Source organism: Sandarakinorhabdus sp., from assembly GCF_031430775.1.
Lineage (GTDB): Bacteria > Pseudomonadota > Alphaproteobacteria > Sphingomonadales > Sphingomonadaceae > Sandarakinorhabdus.
The window spans coordinates 1-25752 of the sequence record NZ_JANPCD010000146.1; the positions used below are offsets into that span (position 1 = coordinate 1).

The window sequence follows — 25752 nt, forward strand, 5'->3', positions numbered from 1 at the left end:
CGGGCCACCCACTTCGCGGCGGCTGTCCTTGTAGATCAGCGTGTCGGCCCGCGCCTGGGCCGATCCGGGCGCGGGCGGCGGCGGCAGCAGGCGCAGCATGTCGATGGGCGGCTTGCCGGCGAGATAGCCGGGCAGCGGCACGGGAACGGGAGTGACGAAACGCTGAGGTGCGGGTTGGGCGATGGCGCCTGCAGCGGCCAGGACGACGGCGCCGGCCGTGATGATGATGCGCATGCCGCTGTCTCCTGTTGGCGATGCCCGTGACCTTAGGCGGGCCGCGCTGGATTCCCAAGTGCAGGATTTCGGAAGGCCGGCCGTCAAGGGTTGGGAAGGCCCTTGCCTGTGCCAAACTGTCTGGGGCACCAATTGCCCCCTTGATATATCGCACTGCCAGGCAGACATTCGGTTCTCAGGCATGGCCCGCCCCGGCCCTGTCCAGCGGAGACATTCATGCCATCATTCACCCGCGAGCTGGAAAAGACCCTGCACAATGCGCTGGCCGAAGCGTCGCGCCGCACGCATGAATATGCCACGCTCGAACATCTGCTGCTGGCGTTGACCAGCGATCCGCATGGCTTGGCCGTGCTCAAGGCCTGCAATGTCGATGTGGAAGATTTGCAGGGCCAGATCATCCGTTATCTCGACAGCGAATTGACCGTGCTCAAGGCCGAAGCGGCGGTTGATCCCTCGCCCACCGCCGGGTTCCAGCGGGTCGTGCAGCGCGCGATATTGCATGTGCAATCGTCGGGGCGCGAGGAAGTGACCGGCGCCAATGTGCTGGTCGCGCTGTTTTCCGAGCGGGAAAGCCATGCCGTGTTTTTCTTGCAACAGCAGGACATGACGCGTCTGGATGCCGTCAGCTTCATCAGCCACGGCATTGCCAAATCGGGCACATCGGAAACCCGCGCCGCCAAGGGCACGCCGGAATCCGGTGAGGGCGAGGACAACAAGGCCAAGGAAAAGAGCGACAAGAAGGGCGGCGAATCCGCGCTCAAGCAGTTCACCGTCAACCTCAATGAAAAGGCGCGGGGCGGCAAGGTCGATCCGCTGATCGGCCGCCATGCCGAGGTCGATCGCACCATCCAGATTCTGTGCCGCCGGTCCAAGAACAACCCGCTGTATGTCGGTGACCCCGGCGTCGGCAAGACCGCGATTGCCGAAGGGCTGGCGCGCAAGATCATCGAAGGCAGCGTGCCCGATGTGCTGCTGCCTGCCGTTATCTACAGCCTCGACATGGGGGCGCTGCTGGCCGGCACGCGGTATCGCGGCGATTTCGAGGAACGGCTGAAGAATGTCGTGAACGAGCTGGAAAAGCTGCCACACGCGGTGCTGTTCATCGACGAGATCCACACGGTGATCGGTGCCGGGGCCACATCCGGCGGCGCCATGGATGCGTCCAACCTGCTGAAGCCGGCGCTGTCATCCGGCGCCATCCGCTGCATCGGTTCGACCACCTACAAGGAATTCCGCAACCATTTCGAAAAGGACCGTGCGCTGCTGCGCCGCTTCCAGAAGATCGATGTGAATGAACCGAGCATCGAGGATTCGATCAAGATCCTCATGGGCCTGCGCCCAAGCTATGAGGACCATCACAAGTTGAAATACACGCCCGATGCCATCAAGGCGGCGGTGGAGTTGTCGGCGCGGTACATCAACGACCGCAAGCTGCCGGACAAGGCCATCGATGTCATCGATGAAACCGGCGCGTCGCAGATGCTGCTGCCGGAAGGCAAGCGCAAGAAGGTCATCGGCGTCAAGGAAGTCGAGGCGGTGATCGCCACCATGGCGCGCATCCCGGCCAAGAGCGTGTCGACCGACGACAAGAAATCGCTGGCGACGCTGGAGGACGATCTCAAGCGCGTGGTGTTCGGGCAGGATGCAGCGCTGTCGCAGCTGGCCAGCGCCATCAAGCTGGCGCGTGCCGGCCTGCGCGAGCCCAACAAGCCGATCGGCAGCTATCTGTTTTCCGGCCCCACCGGCGTCGGCAAGACCGAGGTGGCCAAGCAGCTGGCCAGCATCATGGGCATTCCGCTGACGCGGTTCGACATGTCGGAATATATGGAACGGCACAGCGTCAGCCGCCTGATCGGCGCGCCTCCGGGCTATGTCGGGTTCGACCAGGGCGGATTGCTGACCGATGCCGTCGACCAGCAGCCGCATTCGGTGCTGCTGCTCGATGAAATCGAAAAGGCGCATCCCGATCTGTACAACATCCTGTTGCAGGTGATGGACAACGGCAAGCTGACCGATCACCACGGCAAGACCGTCGATTTCCGCAATGTCATCCTCATCATGACGACCAATGCCGGCGCCGCCGACATGGCCCGCGAGGGCGTGGGTTTCGGATCGACGGTGCGCATCGGCGAGGACGAGGAAGCCATCAAGCGCATGTTCACGCCGGAATTCCGCAACCGGCTGGATGCCACCGTCGCGTTCGATTACCTGCCGCCATCGGTGGTGGCGCGGGTCATCGACAAGTTCATCCTGCAACTCGAAGTGCAGCTGGCTGACCGCGACGTGCATATCGCGCTGACCGACGAGGCCAAGAACTGGTTGACGGTACGCGGCTATGACAAGCTGTATGGCGCGCGGCCGATGGCGCGGTTAATACAGGACAAGATCAAGCAGCCGCTGGCCGAGGAACTGCTGTTCGGCAAGCTGGTGCATGGCGGTGAAGTGCGCGTGCATCTCAAAGATGATGCGCTATCGTTCGAAATCGTGCCGGCTGCGAAAAAGCCGCCGCGCGTGCGCAAGTCCAAGGCACTGCCGGCGCCGGCCGAAGACGCCTGATCCATATTCATCGCCGGCTCAGGCTGGGCCGGCGAAGATGCGGGTTCGGGAAGCGGGAGCGGGTGATGAGCAGCGTTGGGACAAGGGGCCGCCTGGCCTTGGCCATTGCGGCAGTGGCGGCACTGGCCGCCGCGGAGCCGCGCCTGCACCTGGCCTTTGAAGACCGGGGCGACCCGCGCCCGCACCAGTTTTCGTTGAGCGGCGAAATTGTCGGACTGGCCATGGGATTGGTGATTTCGTGGAGCGATGGCGAACGGCGCCAGCTGCGCTAGCGCCATTGCCAGGAAACGATATGGGCGCAAGGCCGCGCCCCGCGCCCGTCAGGCCTCTCATTGCGGCGCCGCACTTTCGATCAATGCCTCAAGCGCAGCCGCATCAGTCGCGCGCAGCACTTGCCGGGCCGTGTCCATGCCGTGCCCGGCGCGCAACATCGCCGCCATGTCCTTTTGCCGGCGCGCCGGATCGGGTGCGGGTTCGCGCGCGAACGGACCCAGCCGGCGGCGGCGGGCAAAGGCGATGGCGGTGGCAAGTGCAGCGGTGGCGGGGTCGGTATCGGCGTCCTCGGGCGCCAGCGCCGCGTCCTGGTCCTCGGCGCAGACTCCGGCCGCGCTGAGCGCACCGCGCACCCGGCGGGCGCCCAGGCCGCGCGCCGCCATGCCGCGTGCCTTGGTCTGCGCATAGACGCGGTCATCGACATAGCCATGACCCGCCAGCCGCGCGGCAAGCGCCGGCACATCGGGCGGTTCATCGCCATCCCAGCCGCGTTCGCGCAGTTTGCGCGCCAGATAGCGCGCCAGCTTTGCCGCCGTCGTCGCATAGCGCGCGGCATATCCCAGTGCCATTTCAGCCAATTGGCCGGTATTGAGCGGGCGAGGTGGCGGGCGGGGTGGTCGCGGTTCCTGCCGCCGCCTGGCGCCTCGGGCGATGCGTGCCGCAGGGGCAAAATCGTCGGGTTCATCGTCCATGCCATTATCCTGCCATGTTCGGGCCGGAATTTGAACGTCCCGTTCTGCCACAAGCAAACTCTACAATTCGTGTCTGTCGGAATTGGCGCCTGCGCCTGGTCCGGCGATTGAGGGAGACACCTTCTTGGTCGACCATCCTGCCGGCGCTTTGGCTCCAACCCCTACGTTTGATCGGCTGCCGCTGCGGCAGTCAGATTTCGCCACGCTGGGCGCCGCGCTCGACTATGCGGCACAAGGGGACAAGGGCTTCAATTTCCATGATGCGCGCGCCGATCTGACGCGCGCCTATTCCTATCGCGAAGTGGCTGCCGATGCGCGCGCCCGCGCCATGCATCTGGTGGCCAGCGGCGTTGTGCCGGGCACGCGCATTGCACTGATCGCCGAAACCGGCGCCGATTTTGCCGCCGCGTTCTTTGCCGCGATCTATGCCGGCGCGCTGCCGGTGCCGCTGCCGCTGCCGACCAGCTTTGGTGGCCGCGAAGCCTATGTCGAACAGATCGCCACACAGCTCAAAAGCTGTGACCCGGCGATGGTGCTATCGCCGACAGGCCTGTTCCCGATGGTCGAACAAGCCGCAGCCGGCCTGTGTGCTGCCCATGACTGGTCGGTGTATTTCATGGCCGAACCCGCGCATGTCGAACTGCCGGTCGCCCAGCCAACCGATATTGCATATCTGCAATACTCCAGCGGTTCGACGCGGTTCCCGCACGGCGTCGCCGTCACCCATGAGGCGCTGCTCGCCAATCTGGCCGGACACGCGTTTTGCACGAAAGCCGGCGTCGGCGACCGGGTCGTGTCATGGCTGCCCTGGTATCATGACATGGGGTTGGTCGGCTGCATGCTGGCGCCGATGTCGAACCAGATTTCGGTCGATTACATCGCCACCGAGGATTTTGCCCGCCGGCCGTTGTCATGGCTGACACTGATCAGCCGCAACCCGGACAACACGCTCAGCTATTCGCCGACATTCGGCTATGACATCTGCGCACGGCGCATCTCGGCGTCGATCGATGTCGCGCAGCGCTTTGACCTGGCGCGCTGGCGGGTCGCCGGCAATGGCGCCGACATGATCCGCCCCGAAGTCATGCAGGCCTTTGTCGATACGTTCGCGCCTGCCGGCTTCAAGCCGACGGCGTTCCTGCCCAGCTATGGCCTGGCCGAAGCGACCTTGGCCGTGACCATCATGCCGCTGGGCCTGGGCATCATTTCCGACCTGATCGACGAGCGGACATTGTCGGGCGGCGGCGACCGCAAGAACCAGCGGCTGCCGACGCGGTTTCGCGCCATCGTCAACTGCGGCAAGGCCCTGCCCGGCCTTTCGATCGAAGTGCGCGGCGAAGACGGCGCCATATTGGCCGACCGCAAGATCGGCCGCATCTTCGTGCGCGGTCTGGGCATCATGGCCGGCTATTTCCGCGATCCCGAGGCGACGCGGGCCGTGCTCAGCCCCGACGGTTGGCTTGATACCGGCGACATGGGCTATCTCAAGGATGCCTCGATCTTCATCGTCGGCCGCGCCAAGGACATGATCATCATCAACGGCAAGAACCATTGGCCGCAGGACATCGAATGGGCGATCGAGCAGCTGCCCGGCTTCAAGGCCGGCGACATCGCCGCCTTTTCGATCACCACGCCATCGGGCGAGGAGGCGCCGGCGGTGCTGGTGCAGTGCCGCACATCGGACAATGATGAACGCATCCGGCTGCGCGACGCCATCAAGACCAAGGTCAAGGCCATCACCGGCATGAGCTGCGTTGTCGAACTGGTGCCGCCGCGCACGCTGCCGCGCACGTCTTCGGGCAAATTGTCCCGTTCCAAGGCGCGGTTGCAATATCTGTCTGGCGAGATCCAGCCGTTCGATATCGCCGCCTGAGCCAAGGGCACAGCTTGTGGACGCCGGGTCGCAGCGCTATCGTTGCGGTTCGATCGGGCTGTCGGAGGGGACCGCCAGAGTGGGCAACACGGGAAAACAGGACAAGGGATATCGGCGAGGCCGATGATCATATTGCCCGTTTTGTGCCGTGACATTCTGAAAGGTTCATTGCCGTGCTGGTTTCCTGTGAACTGAACCGCGCCACACGCGACGATTTCCTGTCGGCCGCCAAGGCCGCCCTCGAGAAGGAATTCGGGGAGCGGGTGCAGCCGCTGCACAGCATCAAGGTGCCGGAACGACCAGGTGCCTTCATGTCATGGTTTGGCGGTCGGCAGGAACGCCAGGTCCTGGTGATCGTCGGCCATGGCACTTTGGATACGCAGTCGCTGGGTGGCTATACTGCTGTCGAAGTGGCAGGCCACCTTGCCCGGCAGAATGTCGGAAACGATCAGATAAGCATGATCAAACTGTATTCGTGCTGCGTCGGCGACATGAAGCCGGCACTGGCGCAGAACAATTTTGCCCAGCAGTTCGTCATAGAACTCAACAAACCGAATTCCCTGCTGAGTGGTGTGCCGGTTTGGGCCCCGATGGGCTTGATCGTGATCGTGCCGACGAAGGGACCGGAAGGTCAATTGCGGTCTTGGGACTGGACTGTACGGCGCTCGAACGGCAATGAGGTTACCCTCGTGCAGGGCATGATCGAGTATAAATTCAACGCGGAGAACCCCGGCACCGTGCAGGGTTATATCCCGCCGACACTTTGATCGGGGCGAGAGGCGCGACCATGCAATGGGCCATCACCGGTGCGACCGGCTTTGTCGGCAGCCGGGTGACGGCGCTGGCTACGGGGCCATTGCGTGCGCTGACCCGCCAGCCGCGCAGTGAAGGCGCCGACACAAGCGCGTTCGGCGGCATAAGCGCGTTCGGCGGTACGCACTGGATCACCGGCGACCTCGCCGACCATGGCGCACTTGCCCGACTGTGCGAAGGCGCCGACGCCGTCATCCATATTGCCGGCGTGGTCAACGCGCCGACACGCGCCGCCTTTGATGCCGGCAATGTCGCGGGTACGGCGGCGTTCTTGGCCGCCGCGCGTGATGCCGGTGTCCGGCGCTTCGTCCATGTCTCCAGCCTGGCAGCGCGTGAACCGCAACTGTCGATGTATGGCGCATCAAAGGCGCAGGCCGAACAGCTGGTTGCCGCCAGCGACCTGAACTGGGTGATCGTGCGCCCGCCCGGCGTCTATGGCCCGGCCGACAGGGAAATGCTCGACATCTATCGGCTGTCGGCGCGCGGGCTGTACATCGCGCCGCCGGGGCGGATTTCGCTGCTTCATGTCGATGACGTGGCGCGGGCACTGCTGGCGCTGGCTGGCGGCGGGCCGGCGCGGCAGACGCTGGAAATCGATGACGGCGCGGCGGACGGCTATTCCCACCCCGATTTTGCCCGCGTCATCGGCGCTGCACTGGGCCGGCGCCAGCGCGTCATCCCGCTGCCGCTGCCGTTCCTGCACATGGCGGCGCGCATCGGCCTGTCCGCCAAGCTGACCCGCGACCGCGCCCGTTATATCGCCCATCCCGACTGGGTGTCGCGCGGCGGCAATGCGGCGCTGGCCGGGCAATGGCAGCCGCAAATCGGTCTGGCGGCGGGCGTCGCCGACACGGTGGCCGGTTACCGGGCGCGCGGCTGGCTGTGATGGCAGGCGGACTTTTCGCCGCAACACCGCGCTAATTCCTGTTCTGGCCCATTTTGGCCATGATGTGTTGGCATTGGGCAATTCAGATACGGGGGCAGCCCCGCGACAGGAGCCATCATGACCGACCGCGCACCGATCTATGCCCGCATTCTGGAGCTGATCGAGCCCCTGAATACCAAGAAGATCGCGCTCACCGACGCGACGATCTTTGCCACGGACATGGAAATGGATTCGCTGACGGTGATGGATCTTGTCGCGAGCATGGAGGACGAATGGGACATCGTCATCCCGTTGAACATGCTGCCTGATCTGGAAAATATCGGCCAGGTTGCCGACGCCGTGACCACGCTGGTGACGAAGAAGGGCTGAGACCATGACTGCCGATCTCCTCGCGAAATTCGACCCGCTGATCGCCGAACACGCCGGATTGCTGTCCACCGGCATCCGCGACCCGTTCGGCATCGTCATGGACGAGGTGCTGTCACCGACGCGCGCCATCATCAAGGGCAAGGAGACCATCCTGCTCGGCACTTACAACTATATGGGCATGACGTTCGATCCCGATGTCATCGCCGCCGGCAAGGCCGCGCTTGACAAGTTCGGCGCCGGCACCACGGGCAGCCGCGTGCTCAATGGCACCTACCAGACGCATACCGAATGCGAAGATGCGCTCAAGGATTTCTATGGCACCAGCCATGCCATGGTGTTTTCCACCGGCTATCAGGCCAATCTCGGCATGGTGTCGACGCTGGCAGGCAAGGGCGATTTCATCATCCTCGATGCCGACAGCCATGCTTCGATCTATGACGGCTGCAAGATGAGCAACGCCGACATCGTGCGCTTTCGCCACAATGATGTCGCCGATCTCGACAAGCGCCTGGGGCGCCTGCCAGCGGACGCCGGCAAGCTGGTCGTGCTTGAGGGCGTCTATTCGATGCTTGGCGATATCGCGCCGCTGAAGGAACTGGTCGCCGTCGCCAAGAAGCATGGCGCCATGGTGCTGGTCGATGAAGCGCATGGCATGGGCTTTTTCGGCGAGCACGGCCGGGGCGTCTATGAAGCCGCCGGGGTCGCCGATGATGTCGATTTCGTCGTTGGCACCTTTTCGAAGTCGGTCGGCACCGTCGGCGGCTTTTGCGTATCGAACCATCCCAAGTTCGAGATTTTGCGGCTGGTCTGCCGGCCCTACACCTTCACCGCCTCGTTGCCACCGGCGGTTGTTGCCTGTTCGGCGACGTCGATCCGCAAGCTGATGCACGCCCATGACAAGCGCGCCCGGCTGTGGGAAGCGACGCGGCGCCTGCACGGCGGGCTGAAGGCGCTGGGCTTCCGGCTTGCCACCGACACGCCCGAAAGCGCCATTGTCTCGGTGCTGATGCCCGGCCAGGAAATGACGGCGCTGATGTGGTCGACGCTCATCGAGCTGGGTGTTTATGTCAACATGAGCCGGCCGCCGGCCACGCCGGTTGGCGTGTTCCTGCTGCGCTGCTCGATCTGCGCCGAGCATAGCAACGAACAGATCGACATCGTGCTGGGCCGCTTTGCCGAGGCGGCGCGGGCGTGCGCGCTGTTTGCACAGGCAGCCTAGGCGGCGGTTCCTGCAATGGCCGCGCAAGCGGCGGTTCCGGCAATGGCCGCGCAAGCGGCCAAGGGTCATCGCCCGTGGACCGCGCCTATTTGACCTGGTCGGCCGGCAGCGGCCTTACGCTGAACCCGCGCAGATAATTGAGCGCGATGCGCACGCGGTTGAGGCCGGGGCCGAAGTCCATGACCGTCTTGTCGGCAGGCGGCTTGGACAGTCCCAGCTTGGGGTCCTTGGTGAAACCGATGCCGTCGGAAAAGGGCGACAGCTTGCCATTGATGTCGCGGTCATGCAGCGCGACGAGCACATAGCGGCCGGGCCCGGGCAGCGGCAGACAGAGCGTCATCTCGCCAGCCGCCGTCACCGGCACTTCCTCGCGATGCAGGAACTTGCCGGTTTCCAGATATTCGCCGGCGGTGCCACGATAATTCTGGAGCCGCAGCCGGCCCTTTCGGTCCTTGAAGCCATGGACGGTGGCCAGCACAGCCGTGCCGGCGGCGCCCGGCGCACAGGCAGCCTGGCTGTCACCCAACACGGCGGGCTGCGCGGCAAGCGGCGGCGCAAACGCAACCATCGCCAACACACCGACGGCCACACCGGCCAGCCGGGCCGTTTTCTTATACTTTTTTGCCATGACCTGGTCCGCATGCCCCGCTATAGGGGCTGTTCCCCTGTTGTCTCAGGCGCAAGCCCTAACACGATAGCGGCGGTATATGCACAGCGCGTGCGGCAGAATAAGGGCATAGCCGTGACGACAAAAAGGGATACGCCCCTATCTTGCTGATCCGCTTTGACCGTTACCTTGCCCGGCTGATCGTCGTGCCGCTGATCGCCAGCCTGGTGATCGCTGCGATGCTGCTTGTGCTCGACCGGATGCTGCGCCTGTTCGATTTCGTCATCAACGAAGGCGGCCCGGTGAATGTCGTCTGGCGTATGCTCGGCAATCTGCTGCCGGAATATCTGGCGCTGGGCATTCCCATCGGCGTGATGATGGGCATCATGCTGGCATTCCGCCAACTGGCGCTGTCGTCCGAACTGGACGCCCTGCGCGCGGTGGGTTTCGGTTATGGCCGCATGCTCAGGGTGCCGTTGCTGTTTGCGCTGTTCTTTGCCTTCATCAATCTTGGCATTGTCGGCTGGTTGCAGCCGGTTTCGCGCTATGCCTATGAAAACCTGCGCTTTGAACTGCGTTCAGGGGCGCTTGGCGCGTCGATAAAGGTCGGCGAATTTGCTTCGCTGGGCAAGGGCATGACCCTGCGTGTCGAGGAATCGCGCGGCGGCGGCTCCGACCTACGCGGCCTGTTCGTGCGCGCCGAGGACAAGAGCGGCCAGACCGTTGCCGTTACCGCGCAGCGCGGCACGTTTCTGGCGTCGGACGACCCCGATGTCATCCTGCTGCGGCTGAGCAAGGGCACGCTGGTGCATTCGCCGCGCGGCGGCGGCGCAGCGCGCGTGCTGTCGTTCGTGCAGCATGACCTGCCGGTGCGGCTGCCCGAAATGTCCGCGTTTCGCAAACGCGGCGAAGGCAATCTGGAGGCGACGCTGCCCGAACTATGGCGGACGATGACAGCCGCGCCCGCTCCGACTGCACGCAGCAGTGTTGATCCGCTTGCGCGTCAGGGGGTTGATCCGCTTGCGCGTATGGGGGTTGATCCGCTTGCGCGTATGGGGGCAACAGCGGCGTTCAACCGGCGCATCGTGCAATGTCTGGTGATGTTCATCCTGCCCTTCTTCGCGGTCGCGCTGGCGGTGCCGGCCAAACGTTCGACATCGGCGCTGGGCGTGTTCCTCGCGCTCATCGGACTCGTCACCTTCCACAAATTCACCGAATATGGCGAGCGCATGGGCCAGATCGGCCGGATCGATCCGGTGCTGGCGCAATGGGTGCCGTTTGCCGCGTTCATCGCGCTCTCGCTCTGGATATTCCGCGTGTTGGGCCGGCCGGGCGGCCAACCCATCGGTGCGCTCGACCGTCTGTTCGGCGGCCTGTCGCGCGGCACCAGCCAGCTCATTTCGCGGCTGTTCCGCCGGGACAACTGGCGCGATGACGCCTTGTCGGCAGGATAGGCCGTGAAAGCGCTTTTCCCGTCCCCCACATTGGCCTGGTACATGGCGCGCATGTTCCTGCTGCGCACGGCGGCCTTTATCCTCGTGCTGGTGCTGATCCTGCAATCGCTCGACCTGCTGGGCGAATCCGGCAAGATCCTGGCCGCCGCCGGCAATACCGAATCCGATCTATGGACCTATGCCGCCTATCGCAGTCCGCAGATCATCCAGCTGTTCCTGCCGTTTGCAGTATTGCTGGCGACACTGGTGACGCTGGCGACGCTGAACCAGAACAGCGAAATCGTCATCGCCAAGGCCGCCGGCATCTCCGCGCACCAGATTCTGGCGCCGCTGATGATCGCGGCCCTTGGCATCGCTGCTGCGAACTTCGTCTTCAACGAGGCGCTGGTGACGCGCGGCAGCCAGGCGCTGCGCATCTGGCAGGACAATGACTATCGCAAGCTCGCCGGCCCAGCCGCTGCCGCCCGCGAAAGCTGGGTGCGCGGCGGCGATGACCTCATCCTGGCCAAATCGGTGTCAGGCCGCGAAGCCGCCATGACCCTGCACGATGTCACCGTCTATGACCGCCGGGCCGACACGCTGGTGCGGGTGATGACGGCCACGGCAGCGCGGCCAGCCGCCGGCGGCTGGCAGCTTGAGAACGCCCGGGTCTTTGATGTCGCAAAGGGCGGCACGATAACCTCGGCGCAGCTGTTCTTTGCCACCAGCGTCGTGCCGCGCCAGTTCAGCACCACCAAGCTCAACGCCAACTTCGTTCCGCTTTGGGAACTGTGGCCGCAGATTGATGAACAGCGCGCCGCCGGCAAGAAGGTCGATGTCCTCGAAGCTGCTGCCTGGCACAAGCTGTCGGGGCCGTTTTCCGCCGTGTTGATGCCGCTGCTGGGTGCGGTTGCGGCGTTCGGGTTGGCGCGGTCCGGGCGGCTGTTCGTGCGCGCCGTCATCGGCATGTTCCTGGGCTTTGCGTTTTTTGTTGCTGACAATTTCATGCTGGCGATGGGCAATTTCGGCAATGTGCCGCCGGTGATGGCCGCCTGGGCGCCGTTCCTGCTGTTCCTGCTGATCGGCGAGGCCGTGCTGATCCGCACCGAGGAATAGCGGCGGCGCGCGCTGTCCCAAATTGGCCGCATTGCCGCCTTAACGATCACGGTTCATCACATGAGCGAGACCTGACCTGAGCCCGTCCCCATCCCCGACTGCATCCGGACCCCTGAGCATCCGGCCCGTCACCAGCGCCGCCGACGCCGCGCGCTTTGTCGATCTTGTCTGGTCGCTCTATGCCGATGACCCGCATTGGGTGCCGCCGCTCAAGACCGAAGTGCATGCCCTGATCGGCGGCATCAAGACCAACCCGTGGTTCGGCCATGCGCAAGCGCAGTTCTGGCTGGCGATGCGAGGTGACACGGTCGTGGGCCGCATTTCGGCGCAGGTCGACAGCCTGGTGCTGACCCATATGGGCGCCGGCACCGGCCATTGGGGCATGTTCGAATGCATCGATGACCAGGCGGTCGCCGACCTGCTGTTGACCACCGCCGAAGACTGGCTGCGCGCGCGCGGCATAACGCGCGCGCAAGGCCCGTTCAGCCTGTCGGTATGGGACGAGCCGGGCCTGCTGGTGCAGGGCTTCGAAGGCGCGCCGACCGTGATGATGGGCCATCACCGCAACTGGTACGAACGGCTGGTCACTGCCCATGGCTATGCCGGCATCAAGGACCTGCACTGCTGGAGCCTGCCGATCGACAAGCCGTTTCCGGAAATGGTGCAGCGCATCGTCGCCTTTTCCGAACGCAATCCCAAGCTGGTGACGCGGCCGGTCGACAAGTCGCGCTTCGACGCCGAAGCCGCGCTGATCCTCGATATCTTGAACGATGCCTGGTCGGACAATTGGGGTTTCGTGCCGCTGACCCCGGCGGAAATCGCCCATGTCGGCAAGAAGCTAAAGCCCATCGTGTTCGAAAACCTCATCCGCATCGCCGAGCTTGAAGGTGAGCCGGTCGGCTTTCTGATCGCCCTGCCCGACATCAACGAGATGACACGCGACCTGAATGGCCGACTGTTTCCGTTTGGTTGGGCCAAGCTGCTGTGGCGGCTGCGACATCCGCGCGTGCGGCGCATTCGCGTGCCGTTGATGGGTATCCGCAAGAAACTGCAAGGCCAGCGCATCTCGTCGCTGATGGCGTTCCAGATGATCGAATACATCCGTCGCTCGTGCGTCGAGGAATTCGGCGCCATCGAGGGCGAAATCGGCTGGATTCTGGACGACAACGGCCCGATGCGGTCGATCGCCGATGCGATCGACAGCCATGTCACCCGCACCTACCGGATATTCGAGCGGCCGTTGGTGCCTTCACAGGACTGAGAAGCTCCAGAAAGCGGGAATCTGCGCGCAACAGTGTATCAATGCGTGGCGGCATGCGGCACCAGTTTGTGGCTTTATCGTCACATCGCTGCAACATTCGCACCAAATATCGCCACATTGCGTCGATTGCCGCGTTGTCAGTGCTGCGGACAAATGCCAGCCAATGGCTCGTTGCTTGCATACGGGGGATACGGCCGTGACACTTCGCAAATTGTTTCTTTTGAATAGCGTTTCCATTCTGGCTGGACTGTCCAGCGCGGCGCTTGCGCAATCTGCGCCGGCCGTCGCAGCCAACGACAGCGCCGAGGAGGTGAACGACGCCACCATCGTCGTGACCGGATCGCGCCTGTCGCGTGACCCCAATGCCACCTCCAGCCTGCCGATCACCACGGTTGATGCGGCACAGCTGCGCGCGCTCGGCAACAGCGATCCCACCGCGTCGCTGCGGTTGATCCCGGCACTGATTTCGTCGGGCACCGTCGCCGATTCCATCGAACGCGGCGCCGGCGGCGTCGGCCAGGCCACGCTCAACCTGCGCCAGCTCGGCGCCAACCGCACGCTGGTGCTTGTCGATGGCCTGCGCCATGTCTCGGGCGTTGCCGGCAGCCAGACTGTCGATGTGTCCACCATCCCCAATGCGCTGATCGAGCGCGTCGATGTGCTGACCGGCGGCGCATCGGCCATCTACGGCGCCGATGCCGTCACGGGCGTCGTGAACTATGTGCTGAAAAAGGACTTCGAAGGCATCGCCATGGATGCCCAGGGCGGCATCTCCAGCCGGGGTGACGGCGAGAATTTCCGCATCGAAGGCACTATCGGCAAGAATTTCGCCGATGGCCGCGGCAATATCACCTTCTCCGCCGGTTATACGCGCGATTCCGAAATCCTGCTGGGTGACCGCGAATTCACCGCGAGCAATGGCCGCGCCAACAATTCGACCACCTATGCCAACCCGCTTCGCCGGTTCCAGAAGGGCGACATCGACCCAGCGTCGATGCCCAATTTCGGCAATTACTACCGCGTCGGCGGCCCTGGCCCGCGCACCAGCCGCATCAGCTTCGGCCCATCCATCCCGACGGCGGCATCGTTCGCCGCGCTGTTCCCCGGCGCCACGCCGACTGCGGCCGAACAGGCGCTCATCAACCGCGCCGCCGCAGCGCCGCTGTTCGTCATCGGCGGGCAACCGGCCTTTGGCATCTCGTCCAACGCCGGGCTGATTTTCCGCGCCGATTTTGGCCGCTTCCAGACCGATCTCAACAACAACGGCACCGCCGACTGCAATGAATCCTATGTCGGCTGGACCGGCTTTGGCGGCGGCGGCTGTTATGTGTCTACCGACAATGGCGGCGTGCGCATCTTTCAGGACGGCCTGATTTCCACCAGCCAGAACCAGTTCGGCGGCGATGGCGCGCCCGAACGCGTCGATGCCTCGTCGCTGACGCCGGGGTCGGAGCGCATCTATGCCAATTTCCGTGCCAGTTACGAATTTTCGCCGTCGGCCGAAGTGTTCATCGACGCCAAATATGCCCGCAACTCGGCCACGTCGCGCAACGCCTACAACACATTCTATGACACGCTGCTGATCTTCCCGGACAACCCGTTCGTGCCGGCAGCGCTTCAGGCCGAAGCCGATGATGCCGGCGGCCTGCGTGTCAGCCGCGACATGACCGACCTTGGCCCCAACATCTCGACGGCGCGGCGCGACACTTATCGCATCGTGGCCGGGGTGCGCGGCGAGATCACGCCGACCCTGCGCTATGAACTGGTCGGCAACTATGGCCGGACAGACAATGTCACCACCACCAGCAATTCCGTGCTTTACGACCGGCTGTTCGCAGCCATCGATGTCGTGCGCGGGCCAAATGGCCAGCCGGCCTGCCGGTCCAACACCGATTCGACGCCGCATCCGGGCTCCGAGACCTTCCCGTTCATCGCGCCGGGCTTCTTCACCTTCCGCCCCGGTGACGGCCAGTGCCGCCCGGCCAATATCCTGGCCGGCAGTAACGGCATCAGCGATGCGGCTGTGAACTTCATCACGGCGGCCACGACCAACCGCGCGCGGCTAGAACAGACGGTCATCACCGGCACGATCATCGGCGACACCAGCAGCTTCTTCAGCCTGCCGGGCGGTGCCGTCGAATTTGCTGTCGGCGCCGAATATCGCAAGGAAAAATCCCGCTCGCTGTTCGATCCGTTGACGCTCGGCCTGCTGCCTGAAGGCTCGCCCGCCGGCCCGGCCGGCACCTTCATCGGTGACATTTCAGACAACCAGTCGCTGCTGTTCGACCCGACCAACCGCACCTTCAACGCCGGCGGTTCGTTCGACGTGAAGGAAATCTTTGGCGAAATCAAACTGCCGATCCTCAAGGACGTGCCGTTTGCCGAGGAACTGAGTGTTGGTGCGGCCGGCCGCTATGCCGATTATTCGACCATCGGCGGGGCGTTCACCTGGAATGTCAGCGGCACCTATGCGCCGATACCCGACGTGCGTTTCCGCGGTACCTATTCCAAGGCCATCCGCGCACCGAACATCTCCGAATTGTTCGACCCGCAGCAGGGCGCGACCTTCCGCCCGTCCGATCCGTGCGACCTGATCAACCAGTCGGCGACGCCGCAGCGCCTGCCGAACTGCATCGCGGCGGCCACGGCACTGGGCATCGCCAACCCGGCAACGTTCCTGGCCAATTACAACGACCCGCTTACCGGGCGCTTTGGCGGCACCAGCGGCGGCAATCCCAATCTGGAGCAGGAATCCGCCACGACATGGACGGTCGGGACAGTGCTTCAGCCGCGCTTCCTGCCCGGCCTGACTCTCAGCGCCGATTATTATTCCATCCGCATCAGGAACGCGATCGCGGCAGTGACGGCGCAGGACATCGTCAACACCTGCTATGACAATATCACCTTCCCCAACCAGTTCTGCGGGCTGTTCCAGCGCATCGGCCCGGTCAACCCCGGCGCCAACGGCGAAACCCAGCCCAATCTGTTCGGCTTCCGCTCGCTGACGCAGACGCAGTTGAACTTTGGCCGCATCGAAACGGCGGGCGTCGATTTTTCGATCAACTACCGCTTCTCGATTGCCGACAAGACCAAGATCGCGCTCGGCATCAACGGCAACTGGACCAAGAAGGTCAATCGCTTCTTCGATCCGGGCAACCCGACGCTGGTCAACCCCGGCCTGCGCGAGCTCAGCGTGCCGGAATGGTCGGGCGTCGGCTCGGCAACCGTCAGCCATGGTCCGTTCACGCTCAACTACACGCTGCAATATGTCGGCAGCACCGCCGTCGCCGGCGCGATCCAGATCGAACGCATCGCCACCGAATTCGGCGCCGCCGGTTTTGCACCGGAATATTGGGTCCACAACATCGGCTTCAACTACGACATCGACCCGCGCTTCAGCCTGTATGGCGGCATCAACAACCTCGACAATGCCGAGCCCTATCTGGCCAGCAGCGCCTATCCGGTCTCCGGCGTCGGGCGTTCATTCTTCCTGGGGCTTCGCGCGAAGTTCTGAGGCTGCGAATTTTGCGGCATGGAAGGGGCAGTCAGGGCAAACCCGCCTTGACTGCCCTGCCTGCTTCCTGGCCATATCGGCGGCAGCGAGGCGCGGCGGGCGCGAAGAACCGGAGATTCATGGCGGGCGTCATCTGGACAGAGCAGGAAACCCGGCTGGCCATGCGCCTGTATTTCATGCTGCCATTCGGCAAACTGCATTCGCGCAACCCGGACATCATGGCACTGGCAGCACGGATCGGTCGCACTGCATCGGCAGTGTCGATGAAGCTGGTCAATTTCGCCAGCCTCGACCCTGCGCTCACGGCGCGAGGACGAAGGGGTCTCGGCAATTGTTCCCGGCTGGACAGGCAGGTCTGGGCCATGTTCCAGAGTGACTGGACTATGGCCATAGCAGAAGACGAGCCTGCCGATTCAGCAGATGAGCCCGTTGTTCACCGAGCCACCGAAACGTCCGTCACCACCGTTGCGCGCCTCGGCCAAGGGTTTTTCAGGCGCGCCGTTCTGGCCAACTTCGAGCAAGCTTGCTGCGTGACCGGCATCGCGGAGCCCTCGCTGCTGATTGCCAGCCATATCGTGCCATGGGCCAAAGACGCGGCCATCCGGCTAAACCCCCGCAATGGGCTGGCATTGTCCGCCACACTTGACCGGGCATTCGACGCCGGTCTCATCAGCGTTTCGCAAAGGCGGACGGTCATCGTGAGCCGCAGGCTTTCGGACCATACCGGACCCGCCACGAGCAGCTATTTTCACGCTTTGGCCGGGCGGGCGCTCGCAGTGCCGCGCAAGCTGGATCTTGATGACGGCCTGTTGGCGCGGCACCGGGATTGGGCGACGTCGCAGCACCCCTATGGCTGAACCGCGCTAGCGCGTAACCTCGATCCAGCCGCTGGTGAGGGTGCAGCCGCCGCTGGCGCAGGTCTGGGCGAGGCTGGGCGGCGGGCCGGCTGCGGTGACTTCGGGCAGGCGGGTGGGCGATGCGATCATCACCATCAGGTAACGGTTGGGCTTTGGCTCATAGGCGATGGCATTCAGGGACTGGCCGATGTCATCCAGGTCACCGGAAACGACAAGGCCATCGCTGGACGTGGCGCGGTCGTCGATCGACGCCAGGAGCAGCCGGCCCGGCGGCTGGTCGCGCACCTGAAGATCGATGATGACATTGCCGCTGCCGTCGCTCGGCAGGCTGGACGCCGGCAGTTGCCTGCTGCCCGGCATGGAAAAGCCATGTTCGGCAGGTGTGTTCGCCGCGCGGCGCAGTTGGTCCACCAGCCGGCAACTGGCTGCGGACGGCGCGCTCACGGCGCCGACCTGGCTGGATTCGAGCCGCCATCCGGCCGCGCTGGCCGGCATGACCGTCGCAGACGAGCGCCAGCCCGCCAAAGTGACCTGGCCGGCAGACGGTGTGCCCGTGATCCGCACATCACTGCAGGGCAATGCCTTGAGCAAGGCGGCAATCTGCGGTGCGGCGCTAGCCCATGGTGCGGTGCTGGCCGAGGCGGACGGTGCGGCGCCGGCCGGCGGCACGCCAGCAGTGTCTTCGGGCAAGGCACCTGCCACATCGACAGGCGGCGGCGCGCCGTCGCTGCCCGATAGCGCGAAATAGCCCCCGACACCGGCGAGCAGCAGCACGGCGCCGATGCCGGCAAACAGCGGCGTGCGCGACTTGGCTGGCGGCGATGGCGGCGCGGTGGTTTCGGCGCGCACAAAGGCGGGGCTGGCCGGGGCGGCAGCAGCCGACGATGGCCCGAACATCGAGACACCGCGCGGGTCGGCGGCCTCGGCCACTTCCTCCATGGTCTGGTAGCGGTCGGCGGGATCGGGCGCCAGCATGCGTTCCAGTATCGCCCGCAGGTCGGGTGCAATGTCCGACAGGTCGGGCACGATGGCACGCGCATCCAGCGCATCGACGATGGTGATGCCCATGTCGACGGGCGCCCCGCGTGCAAAGGCTGCGATCACCAGCGCCAGGCTGTAGATGTCGGTGGGCGGGCCGATCTTGCGGCCATATTTGCCGAACACTTCCGGCGCAGCATAGCCGAACTTGCCGGCAAACGCTTCGCCAACGACGCTTTTCTGGCCGGGATTGTTGTCCTTGGCGATGCCGAAGTCGATGATCTTGGCGCGTTCGATGTTGCCGCTGGGCAACAGCACATTGTCCGGTGACAGGTCGCGGTGGATGACGCCGGCTTCGTGCGCGGCGTGCAGCCCAAGTGCCAGGCGGCGCAGCACTCGCAGAGCCAGCGCCGGATCGGCCGCATCGCCGGTCAGCACATGCGCCATCGATGGGCCATCGACATATTCGATGACGAGATAGTTGATGTTGCGGCCCCGGTCATAGGCCAGCGCGCGATACTTCACGAGCGAGTCATGGCCGATCTTTTCCAGCGCGCTGGCTTCACGACGGAACAGCGCCATGAACTGGGCATCGGCGGCATATTGGCTGAGGATGACCTTTATGGCGACATGTTCGCCGCTGGCAATGTTGCGCCCTTCGTAGACGCGGCCCATGCCGCCTTCGGCGATGAAGCGCACCACTTCGAACAGTTCATTGAGCTGGACACCGACCAGCGCATCTGCCGAGCCGTTGCCAGACGCAACAAATGCGGGCGGCGGCGGGGGCGGCTGGCTGAGGAACGGGTCGGCCGGCGGAGCGGCAAAGGGATCGGCAGCCGGCGGTGCGGCTGCTGCAAAGGGGTCCGCATCTGCTGGCGGCGCGGCTGGCGCGGCCGATGCCGCACTGGCGGCGATGGCGGCGGCCACTTCATCGGCAGATGCCAGCACGGTGCGGTCGGCCGCTGGCGTCGCCCGCACGAACGGCGGCGGCGGCGCCGGCTGCTGGGAATCCTGACCGGCGTCCGGCTCGTCAGACGGCTCGGTTGCCGGGGGAGTCGTTGGCTCGCTCATACCCCTGCCCGCATCACTTCGGTTACTTCCTCTACCGACACGACAATCACCGTTACATTATCGGGCGCCCCGCGCGCCAGCGTTTCGGCAACAAGCCTGTCTGCTGCGGCGTTGACCGACGGCAAGCGCAACAGCCTTGCGATGACATCTTCGGGCACCACCTTGGTCAGGCCGTCGGTGCACAGCAGATAGGCATCGCCGGGCTGGGCCGTGTCGCTGAAGGCATCGGCGCGCAAATCGGCTTCGGTGCCCACGGCACGCGACAGCACATGCGCCATCGGGTGCAGTTCGGCTTCGCCCGGAGTCAGCGTGCCGCGATCAATCAGTTCCTGGACGACGCTATGGTCGCGGGTAATCTGGGACAGGCCGCCGCGCCGGAACCTGTAGGCGCGGCTGTCGCCGACCCACAAGCAGAGCAGGTCATGCCCTTCGAGATGCAGCACCACAGCGGTCGTGCCCATCTGGGCACCGGCGCGGGCCGAGGCATCGACGATGGCGGCATTGCCGGCCTTGAGCGCCGCCATGATGGCCGGGCCGCGTTCAGCCGCCGGTACCGACATGTCCACCGCCGCCATTTGCGCCGCCACTGTCTGCGAGGCCCAGTCGCCGTGCGCATGGCCGCCCATACCGTCTGCCACCAGCCACAGCGCCGCGTCATCCCTAGCCAGCGCCGAATCCTCGTTGACGGCCCGGACACTGCCGGAGTGCGTGCGCAAGGCCGAGCGGAATTTAAGGCGCATCGCGGAACGCTCCCATGACAAGCCGGGCGACGGTGCCCGCATCCAGTGCCTCGCCGGGCAGCGCGACCGGCGGTCCGGCTGCCGGATTGGCAACCCAGAAGGCCGATGCCGCCGGCAGCGACAGATCTGCCAGAAACCGCCCGACGCCATCGACCGGCGGGATCGCTTCGGCCAGCCGCAGCGCCAGGCCGTCGGCATCGAGCGCGGCGCCAAGCGCATCATAAACTGCGGCCTCGGCGGCGCCGGCAAAGGCCGGTTGCTGTGACGCGATGGCCCAGATATCGGAGCGGCCCCCAGTGACGCCCGCCACCAGCAGGAACAGCCGGCCAGCCGAATCCACCGTCGGTGTGATGACGCCGTGCAGGGCCGCGGCCCCCAGGCTGAGCCAGCAATGCCACAGCGGGCCAGATTGCATGGCATGGGCAAATCCGTCCTCGCCGACATTGGCGCGCAAGGCCGCAATACCGTCTGTCAGCCAGCCATCCAGGCGCGTGACCACGTCCAGCGACCAGCCGCGCGTCACGAAATCGCCGTGCGCCGGAAGTTTGCCGAAAAGTCCCGCTGTTACCATGCTCAAAGGCCTGCCGGGCAGCGCAGGGCGAACACACCGTCATTGGCGAACGGGTCGGGGCCGCCGACCACTTCGACATCGACCGCAGCATCGGCGGCATAGGCAAAGCGATAGCGGCCGGCGCCCATCAACTGCTTGCGGCCCTTGGCGAGCAGTCGGAACAGCGACCATGGGCCTTCCTCGCGCAGGGCCGGCGCCGTGCCGCCCTGCAACGCGGCAAGCTCGGTGATCTGGCTGCCGGCGGCCGACCAGCCAAAGCGTTCCGGCGGTGCGCCCGGCACCAGGTCCAGCGGCACGCCGCCCGCCCGGAAGCGGATGGCGCCCTTGGTGCCCGGCGCGGCCGAGACCCGCAGCACGAGGTTGCCGCCCATCAGCGCCTCGACATCGGTGGCGCGTTGGAACTGCCGGGCCGAGCCGGCACGGAAGCTGCGCACGGTGGGTTCGGCGATCCAGCCCCAGGGCTTTTTCGGGCCGGCGTCGCGATCGAGATATGGCCCCAGTGTATCGCGGGCAAAACCCGCCATCTGGCTGGCCGCGCGGCTGACATCGGACGGCGCCAGATCTGCGCCGCTGCCAAACGGGTAGCCCTGGCCAAAGACGCGTTCGCAATCAGGCCCGGTGATCTGGGCGTAACTGGCGCGCAACTCGCTGGTCAGCTGCGTGCCGGCCGCAGACGATGACCCGCTGGCCACCTGTTCGACAAAACCTGCAAGCGCAGGTGCGCCGGCGCCGGCATTGGCCGCCGCGACCTGCAATTCGGCCGCTGCTGCTGCAATACCTGCCGCGCCGCCACCTGCGCCGCCAGCACCGCCACCGGGCACCTTGGCCTGTGCCAGCGCCAGCTGATATTTGCCCAGCGCCGCCAGCAACTGCCCGATCGGCGCCGTGGCCCCGCCGGCATAGTCCTTGAGGCCTCGGAAATTGCCTTCGATCAGCCGCGCCGCCGTGCCGGATGCCCCGGTGGCGGCACTGCCGGCCAGCGCTGCGCCCGCCATCTTGCCGAGCGCGCCGCCCGGCAGCTTGGGCGCCTTGATATTGATGGTCAGGCCGCTGGTGTTGGCGATGACCTGGTCGGCGATTTTCTTGAGCGGCGAAGCGCCCGGATTGGCGATGCGCGCCAACGCGGTCGGATTGCGGGCGTAATCATCGGGTGCCGGCGCACCGATCACGGCGTTCCAGCGCCGGCTGTATTCATCGGCATAAAGCGCGCCCAGCTGTTCCATATTGAGCGGTACCTGCGCCGCCGCGCTGTCGCCAAGCATCCAGGCGTCGCGGACCAGTGCGTCGCGGATCCCCATGATACCGGCCGAAAATCCCTGCTGGAACCCGGCCTTGGTAAACAGATACGGCACGTTCATCGCTTCAAGCTCGGACGGGTTGGCAAAAGCCGCCGCTTCGCCGGGCAGAAGGGCGTTGCCGACCAAGCGCCATGGCTCGCCGCCGACCTGCTGTTTCATCAGAGCCAGCGCGCGCTGTTCCGGCGACATCGCCGCGACGATACCGCGCGCCGCTTCGACCATCGGGCCATCGAGCAGCGGCCCGGTCAATTGCCGGCCGAAACGGCCTTCATCCGCCAACAGCACCCGGGCGTGGCCCAATATGCGCCCGCGCGTCGCGGCATTCTCCTCGCCCGGAAAATCACGGGCCATCAGGTCCGCTTCCAGCCATTGCAGAATATAGCCATTGTCGCGCTTGGCGCCGGCACGGTTGCCGAGCATCAGATAGACCTTCAGCGGTTCATAGACGCCGACCGGATCGTCGCCGGACGCGCGCAGGGCCGATTCCGCCGAGACGATCAGGCGGGGCAGCAAATAGCGTTGCAAGCCGTCACGATAGGCACGGGCGCTTTCGTCGGCCAGCGCGCCGCGATAAAGCCCGAAACGCTGCCCCAGCGGCGGATCTGCCGCCGGCGTGACGCCATAGGGCAAGGCATCACGCAATCCGTCGAGCAGGTCGAGCGGTTCCGCAAGCGAGGCCGTGAGTGCCACGCGGTCGCCGGGGTCCAGCGCCGGCTGGCCCGCGCCCAGCGTCTGTGCGGCAGCCAGCGTCGCATCCTGGCCGCTGCGGTTGTTCAGGAACGACCACAAAAAGGCCCCGGCCAGCACGAACGCCGCCAAGCCGCCAACCGCAGCCGCCATCAGCCGCAGGCGCTTGTCACGCCGCCGCCGCGCCATATCAGGGCCAGCCAGGCCGGCTTCGGGAATGATGACTTCGCCGAGCAGGCGGTTGACGAAGAACGCGCGCGGGTTCGATGGCCGGGCGCGCTGGCCCGCACCGATGCTGCCGGCCAGGTTGCCGAGCAGGCGATCGAAGGGCGTGCCTTGCTGCACGCCGCTGGTGAAGTAGAAACCGCGCAGCCGCGCCGCCGAGGCATGGGGCGTCGTCGCCGCGCCCGCGCCGAACACGCCGTCGAGCAAGCGGATGATGCGGGCGCGCAAATCGATGAACCGCGCCGGCAATGTCAGCGCGGCGCCGCGCCGCACAGCGTCGCCTTCGGCCTGGAGCCGTGCCGGCAAACGGTCGGACAGCGCCTGGACGGCATCGTCATAGCCAGCCGCAAGCTGCGCGATGTTCGCCTTGGCATCTGTCAAGGGCAGGGTGTGACCGACGACGGACCTGCGACCCTCGACCGAAAGATCGTCGAAGAATTCGGTAAAGCCGACCAGCAGATCGGCCTTGGTGAACAGCACATAGACCGGCAGTTCGAGGCCCAGTTCGCGCGACAATTCGGCGATGCGGGCGCGCAGCGTCACGACATGCTTGTCGAGCGCCTCGGCACCGACGCGGCCGATTTCATCAAGGCCGATGGCAAGAATGATGCCGTTCAATGGCTGGAGCGGACGGGCTTTTTTCAAGGTGCCAAGAAACTTGCGCCAGCCTTGGGCATCGGCGTCGGCGCTGGAATCCTGGCTGGTGTATCGCCCGGCGGTGTCGATCAGCACCGCTTCATCGGCAAACCACCAATCGCAATTGCGCGTGCCGCCAACGCCGGCGGCAGCTTCGTCGTTGAGCAGGCGCAGGCCGGATTTCTGGATGAGCGTGGTCTTGCCCGATCCCGGCGGGCCGATGATGACATACCAGGGCTTGGCATAAAGCGCGCCCTTGCCGGCGGCATTCACGCGGCCCAGCGCTTCGCGCATCTTGGCGGCCATGGCCTCGCCTTCGACGTCCTGCGGCTTGGCGATCGCCTCGGTCAGCGCGGCATTGGCCTTGCGGCGGCGCCAGAACCGCCAGCCGGCGGCGGCGCCCAGACCCAGCCAGACCAGGCCGATGAACCACCAGCGCAGGAACAACAGGCTGCCGAACAACAGGCCGAACACAAGGAAAACCACGATACTGAGCAGCAGTGCGGCGCCGATCGCCAGCACCCACCAATTGCCCAGCAGTTTCTTGATGGCGGCCATCATTCGCTCCGTGGCAGGACGAGTTCGACGCGGCGGTTTTCCGCCTTGGCTTCGGGCGTGTCGGCACGGTTGACCGGTTCCTGGTCACCGCGTCCTTCGGCCGAGAGCCGGGCGGGGTCGCCGACCAGCCCTTCGAGCAGCAACAGCACCGAATCGGCGCGGGACTGCGACAGTGCCATATTGTCGGGGTAGGTGGCGGCAAGTGTGCCGCGAATCGGATCGCTGTCGGTATGGGCAACGACGGCAATCGGCCCCGGCTCGGGTGCCAGCGCGCGGCCCGCCGCCTCGATCAGCGGCTGATACTCGCCGGCAACGCTGGCGGCACCTGCTTCGAACATGCCGCTGGGCAGGCCGGGGCAGGCAGAAATCACCAAACGGATGGTGGCGCCATCGTCGCGCGCATCGATGCAGGGGTTGCCGAGCCTGGCACGGATACGTTCCAGCTGGCCCGATTCAGGGGTCGGGACATCGGCCCCCAGCCGGTCGATGCGCGCCGCAGCCAACGGCGGCAACGGCCGCAGCGCGGCGCGTGCCGGCTCGTCGCGGCTGTCGAGCAGCAGCTTTAGCACGAGAAAAACCAGCAGCAGCGCAGCCAGCACGGCGGCCGCGACAATTGCCGCCCGCGTCAGCCAGCCGACGCCGGGCATCGGGGTCGGCACGCCGGTCCAGGCCGGCACCAGATCGGTCTCGGGGCGCGGTCGGATGCCCGAAAGCGCCGCGTAAATGGCGCCCATGCGGCTTTCGAGTTGCTGCCGGCCATCGGCCTCGACGCGGGCGCGGCCCTGAAAGCCGACAGCCAGGCAGGCATGATAGAGTTCCAGCATTTCGATATGCGCCGCCGGGCGGCCGAGCATCGTGTCGAGGATGGTGAAGAACTGGTCGCCGCCGAATGCCTGGCCGAAGCTGGCGACGACAAGGCTGTTGCGTGCCCAATCGGATTGCGCGCCACCGGGCAGGTTCTGGACGATATCATCCACCGTCGCCAGCACCGCATAACGGGCACGGGCATTGTCCTCGGTGGTCAGGCCAATGGCCGACAGCAGTTTTTCGAACGCCTTGGATTCCTCGCCGGCGCGTGTGCGCAGGGCGGTGACATCGGCCACCTGCCGGTCGGCCTGCACGGCGGCCGCCAGCGCCAGCAGCCGCGCGGCAGCGGCGGTGAGCAGGTTGCGCACCCGCATCGGCACATCGAGCGGCGGCACATCGTCATCGGCCCAGGCGCGCGGCGCCGATGGCGCAGCGGGCGGGCGCGGCGGGGGTGGTGGCGGGCCACCAGAGGGCGGTC

19 protein-coding genes and 1 pseudogene are annotated in these 25752 nt (G+C 65.5%); 12 read left to right on the top strand and 8 right to left on the bottom strand.

Translation table 11 applies throughout. The features are described 5' to 3' along the window. A pseudogene (locus tag RMQ73_RS09205) lies at positions 1-234 on the bottom strand (hypothetical protein); the annotation flags it as partial. A gap of 216 nt (positions 235-450) precedes the next feature. Between RMQ73_RS09205 and clpA the strand changes: the two are divergent. Both clpA and RMQ73_RS09215 read left to right on the top strand, forming a co-directional pair. After that, positions 451-2790 carry an ATP-dependent Clp protease ATP-binding subunit ClpA gene (clpA, locus tag RMQ73_RS09210; protein WP_310497877.1) on the top strand — a complete coding sequence of 780 codons (2340 nt, stop codon included), beginning with the start codon at positions 451-453 and terminating at the stop codon, positions 2788-2790. Between the two features lie 65 nt (positions 2791-2855). Continuing rightward, positions 2856-3062, top strand: a complete 207-nt coding sequence (locus tag RMQ73_RS09215; RefSeq protein ID WP_310497878.1) for a hypothetical protein — start codon at positions 2856-2858, stop codon at positions 3060-3062. A gap of 57 nt (positions 3063-3119) precedes the next feature. On the opposite strand, the gene RMQ73_RS09220 is transcribed toward RMQ73_RS09215, so the two are convergent. Continuing rightward, on the bottom strand, positions 3120-3632 hold the full coding sequence (locus RMQ73_RS09220; protein ID WP_310497879.1) for a regulatory protein RecX: 513 nt from the start codon (positions 3630-3632) through the stop codon (positions 3120-3122). Positions 3633-3879: 247 nt separating this feature from the next. On the opposite strand from RMQ73_RS09220, the gene RMQ73_RS09225 reads away from it, so the two are divergent. The 5 genes from RMQ73_RS09225 (at position 3880) to spt (ending at position 8915) form a co-directional block, all read left to right on the top strand. After that, on the top strand, positions 3880-5628 hold the full coding sequence (locus tag RMQ73_RS09225) for a fatty acyl-AMP ligase (RefSeq protein WP_310497880.1): 1749 nt from the start codon (positions 3880-3882) through the stop codon (positions 5626-5628). A 173-nt stretch (positions 5629-5801) separates the two neighbouring features. Next, entirely contained in the window at positions 5802-6395 is a 594-nt protein-coding gene (locus RMQ73_RS09230; RefSeq protein WP_310497881.1) for a C80 family cysteine peptidase, read from the top strand. Between the two features lie 20 nt (positions 6396-6415). Continuing rightward, a complete protein-coding gene (locus tag RMQ73_RS09235) occupies positions 6416-7327 on the top strand; it encodes an NAD-dependent epimerase/dehydratase family protein (protein WP_310497883.1) in 912 nt (303 codons plus the stop codon). Between the two features lie 117 nt (positions 7328-7444). Continuing rightward, positions 7445-7696 carry an acyl carrier protein gene (locus RMQ73_RS09240; protein WP_310497885.1) on the top strand — a complete coding sequence of 84 codons (252 nt, stop codon included), beginning with the start codon at positions 7445-7447 and terminating at the stop codon, positions 7694-7696. A 4-nt stretch (positions 7697-7700) separates the two neighbouring features. Further along, entirely contained in the window at positions 7701-8915 is a 1215-nt protein-coding gene (spt, locus tag RMQ73_RS09245; RefSeq protein ID WP_310497887.1) for a serine palmitoyltransferase, read from the top strand. 85 nt (positions 8916-9000) lie between these two features. On the opposite strand, the gene RMQ73_RS09250 is transcribed toward spt, so the two are convergent. Continuing rightward, positions 9001-9543 (bottom strand): DUF2141 domain-containing protein, encoded by a 543-nt coding sequence (locus tag RMQ73_RS09250; protein ID WP_310497889.1) that lies wholly within the window; start codon positions 9541-9543, stop codon positions 9001-9003. 143 nt (positions 9544-9686) lie between these two features. Here RMQ73_RS09250 and RMQ73_RS09255 point away from each other — a divergent pair, with 143 nt between their 5' ends. From RMQ73_RS09255 to RMQ73_RS09275, 5 genes are all read left to right on the top strand, one after another. Continuing rightward, the gene (locus RMQ73_RS09255; protein ID WP_310497891.1) at positions 9687-10976 is read left to right on the top strand and encodes an LptF/LptG family permease; all 1290 of its coding nucleotides are present in this window, start codon (positions 9687-9689) and stop codon (positions 10974-10976) included. A gap of 3 nt (positions 10977-10979) precedes the next feature. Next, on the top strand, positions 10980-12071 hold the full coding sequence (gene lptG / locus RMQ73_RS09260) for an LPS export ABC transporter permease LptG (protein ID WP_310497892.1): 1092 nt from the start codon (positions 10980-10982) through the stop codon (positions 12069-12071). Between the two features lie 76 nt (positions 12072-12147). Further along, positions 12148-13332: an N-acetyltransferase gene (locus RMQ73_RS09265; RefSeq protein WP_310497908.1), complete on the top strand. Its 1185-nt coding sequence runs from the start codon at positions 12148-12150 to the stop codon at positions 13330-13332. Between the two features lie 220 nt (positions 13333-13552). Continuing rightward, complete coding sequence (locus RMQ73_RS09270; protein ID WP_310497894.1) at positions 13553-16846, top strand: TonB-dependent receptor domain-containing protein; 3294 nt, start codon at positions 13553-13555, stop codon at positions 16844-16846. Between the two features lie 119 nt (positions 16847-16965). Beyond that, positions 16966-17703 (top strand): HNH endonuclease, encoded by a 738-nt coding sequence (locus tag RMQ73_RS09275; protein ID WP_310497896.1) that lies wholly within the window; start codon positions 16966-16968, stop codon positions 17701-17703. 6 nt (positions 17704-17709) lie between these two features. On the opposite strand, the gene RMQ73_RS09280 is transcribed toward RMQ73_RS09275, so the two are convergent. The 5 genes from RMQ73_RS09280 to icmH form a co-directional block, all read right to left on the bottom strand. Further along, positions 17710-19752: a serine/threonine-protein kinase gene (locus RMQ73_RS09280; RefSeq protein WP_310497899.1), complete on the bottom strand. Its 2043-nt coding sequence runs from the start codon at positions 19750-19752 to the stop codon at positions 17710-17712. Continuing rightward, on the bottom strand, positions 19749-20492 hold the full coding sequence (locus RMQ73_RS09285; RefSeq protein WP_310497901.1) for a protein phosphatase 2C domain-containing protein: 744 nt from the start codon (positions 20490-20492) through the stop codon (positions 19749-19751). The genes RMQ73_RS09280 and RMQ73_RS09285 overlap by 4 nt, the downstream gene beginning before the upstream one ends. Beyond that, positions 20482-21063, bottom strand: a complete 582-nt coding sequence (gene tagF / locus RMQ73_RS09290) for a type VI secretion system-associated protein TagF (protein ID WP_310497903.1) — start codon at positions 21061-21063, stop codon at positions 20482-20484. Before tagF ends, RMQ73_RS09285 begins: the two co-directional genes overlap by 11 nt. Before the next feature lie 2 nt (positions 21064-21065). After that, positions 21066-24470, bottom strand: a complete 3405-nt coding sequence (gene tssM, locus RMQ73_RS09295) for a type VI secretion system membrane subunit TssM (RefSeq protein ID WP_310497905.1) — start codon at positions 24468-24470, stop codon at positions 21066-21068. After that, positions 24467-25752 (bottom strand): type IVB secretion system protein IcmH/DotU (icmH, locus tag RMQ73_RS09300; RefSeq protein WP_310497906.1); only part of this gene is annotated, 1286 nt, incomplete at its 5' end. The genes icmH and tssM, both read right to left, overlap by 4 nt.

What these genes read in the sequence shown, in the direction of transcription:
- RMQ73_RS09235 (WP_310497883.1), top strand. Translation starts at nt 6,416, where the DNA reads ATGCAATGGGCCATCACCGGTGCGACCGGCTTTGTCGGCAGCCGGGTG.
- RMQ73_RS09215 (WP_310497878.1), top strand. Translation starts at nt 2,856, where the DNA reads ATGAGCAGCGTTGGGACAAGGGGCCGCCTGGCCTTGGCCATTGCGGCA.
- tssM (WP_310497905.1), bottom strand. Translation starts at nt 24,470, where the DNA reads ATGATGGCCGCCATCAAGAAACTGCTGGGCAATTGGTGGGTGCTGGCG.
- RMQ73_RS09280 (WP_310497899.1), bottom strand. Translation starts at nt 19,752, where the DNA reads ATGAGCGAGCCAACGACTCCCCCGGCAACCGAGCCGTCTGACGAGCCG.
- RMQ73_RS09250 (WP_310497889.1), bottom strand. Translation starts at nt 9,543, where the DNA reads ATGGCAAAAAAGTATAAGAAAACGGCCCGGCTGGCCGGTGTGGCCGTC.
- RMQ73_RS09285 (WP_310497901.1), bottom strand. Translation starts at nt 20,492, where the DNA reads ATGCGCCTTAAATTCCGCTCGGCCTTGCGCACGCACTCCGGCAGTGTC.
- RMQ73_RS09275 (WP_310497896.1), top strand. Translation starts at nt 16,966, where the DNA reads ATGGCGGGCGTCATCTGGACAGAGCAGGAAACCCGGCTGGCCATGCGC.
- RMQ73_RS09220 (WP_310497879.1), bottom strand. Translation starts at nt 3,632, where the DNA reads ATGGCACTGGGATATGCCGCGCGCTATGCGACGACGGCGGCAAAGCTG.
- clpA (WP_310497877.1), top strand. Translation starts at nt 451, where the DNA reads ATGCCATCATTCACCCGCGAGCTGGAAAAGACCCTGCACAATGCGCTG.
- spt (WP_310497887.1), top strand. Translation starts at nt 7,701, where the DNA reads ATGACTGCCGATCTCCTCGCGAAATTCGACCCGCTGATCGCCGAACAC.
- tagF (WP_310497903.1), bottom strand. Translation starts at nt 21,063, where the DNA reads ATGGTAACAGCGGGACTTTTCGGCAAACTTCCGGCGCACGGCGATTTC.
- RMQ73_RS09240 (WP_310497885.1), top strand. Translation starts at nt 7,445, where the DNA reads ATGACCGACCGCGCACCGATCTATGCCCGCATTCTGGAGCTGATCGAG.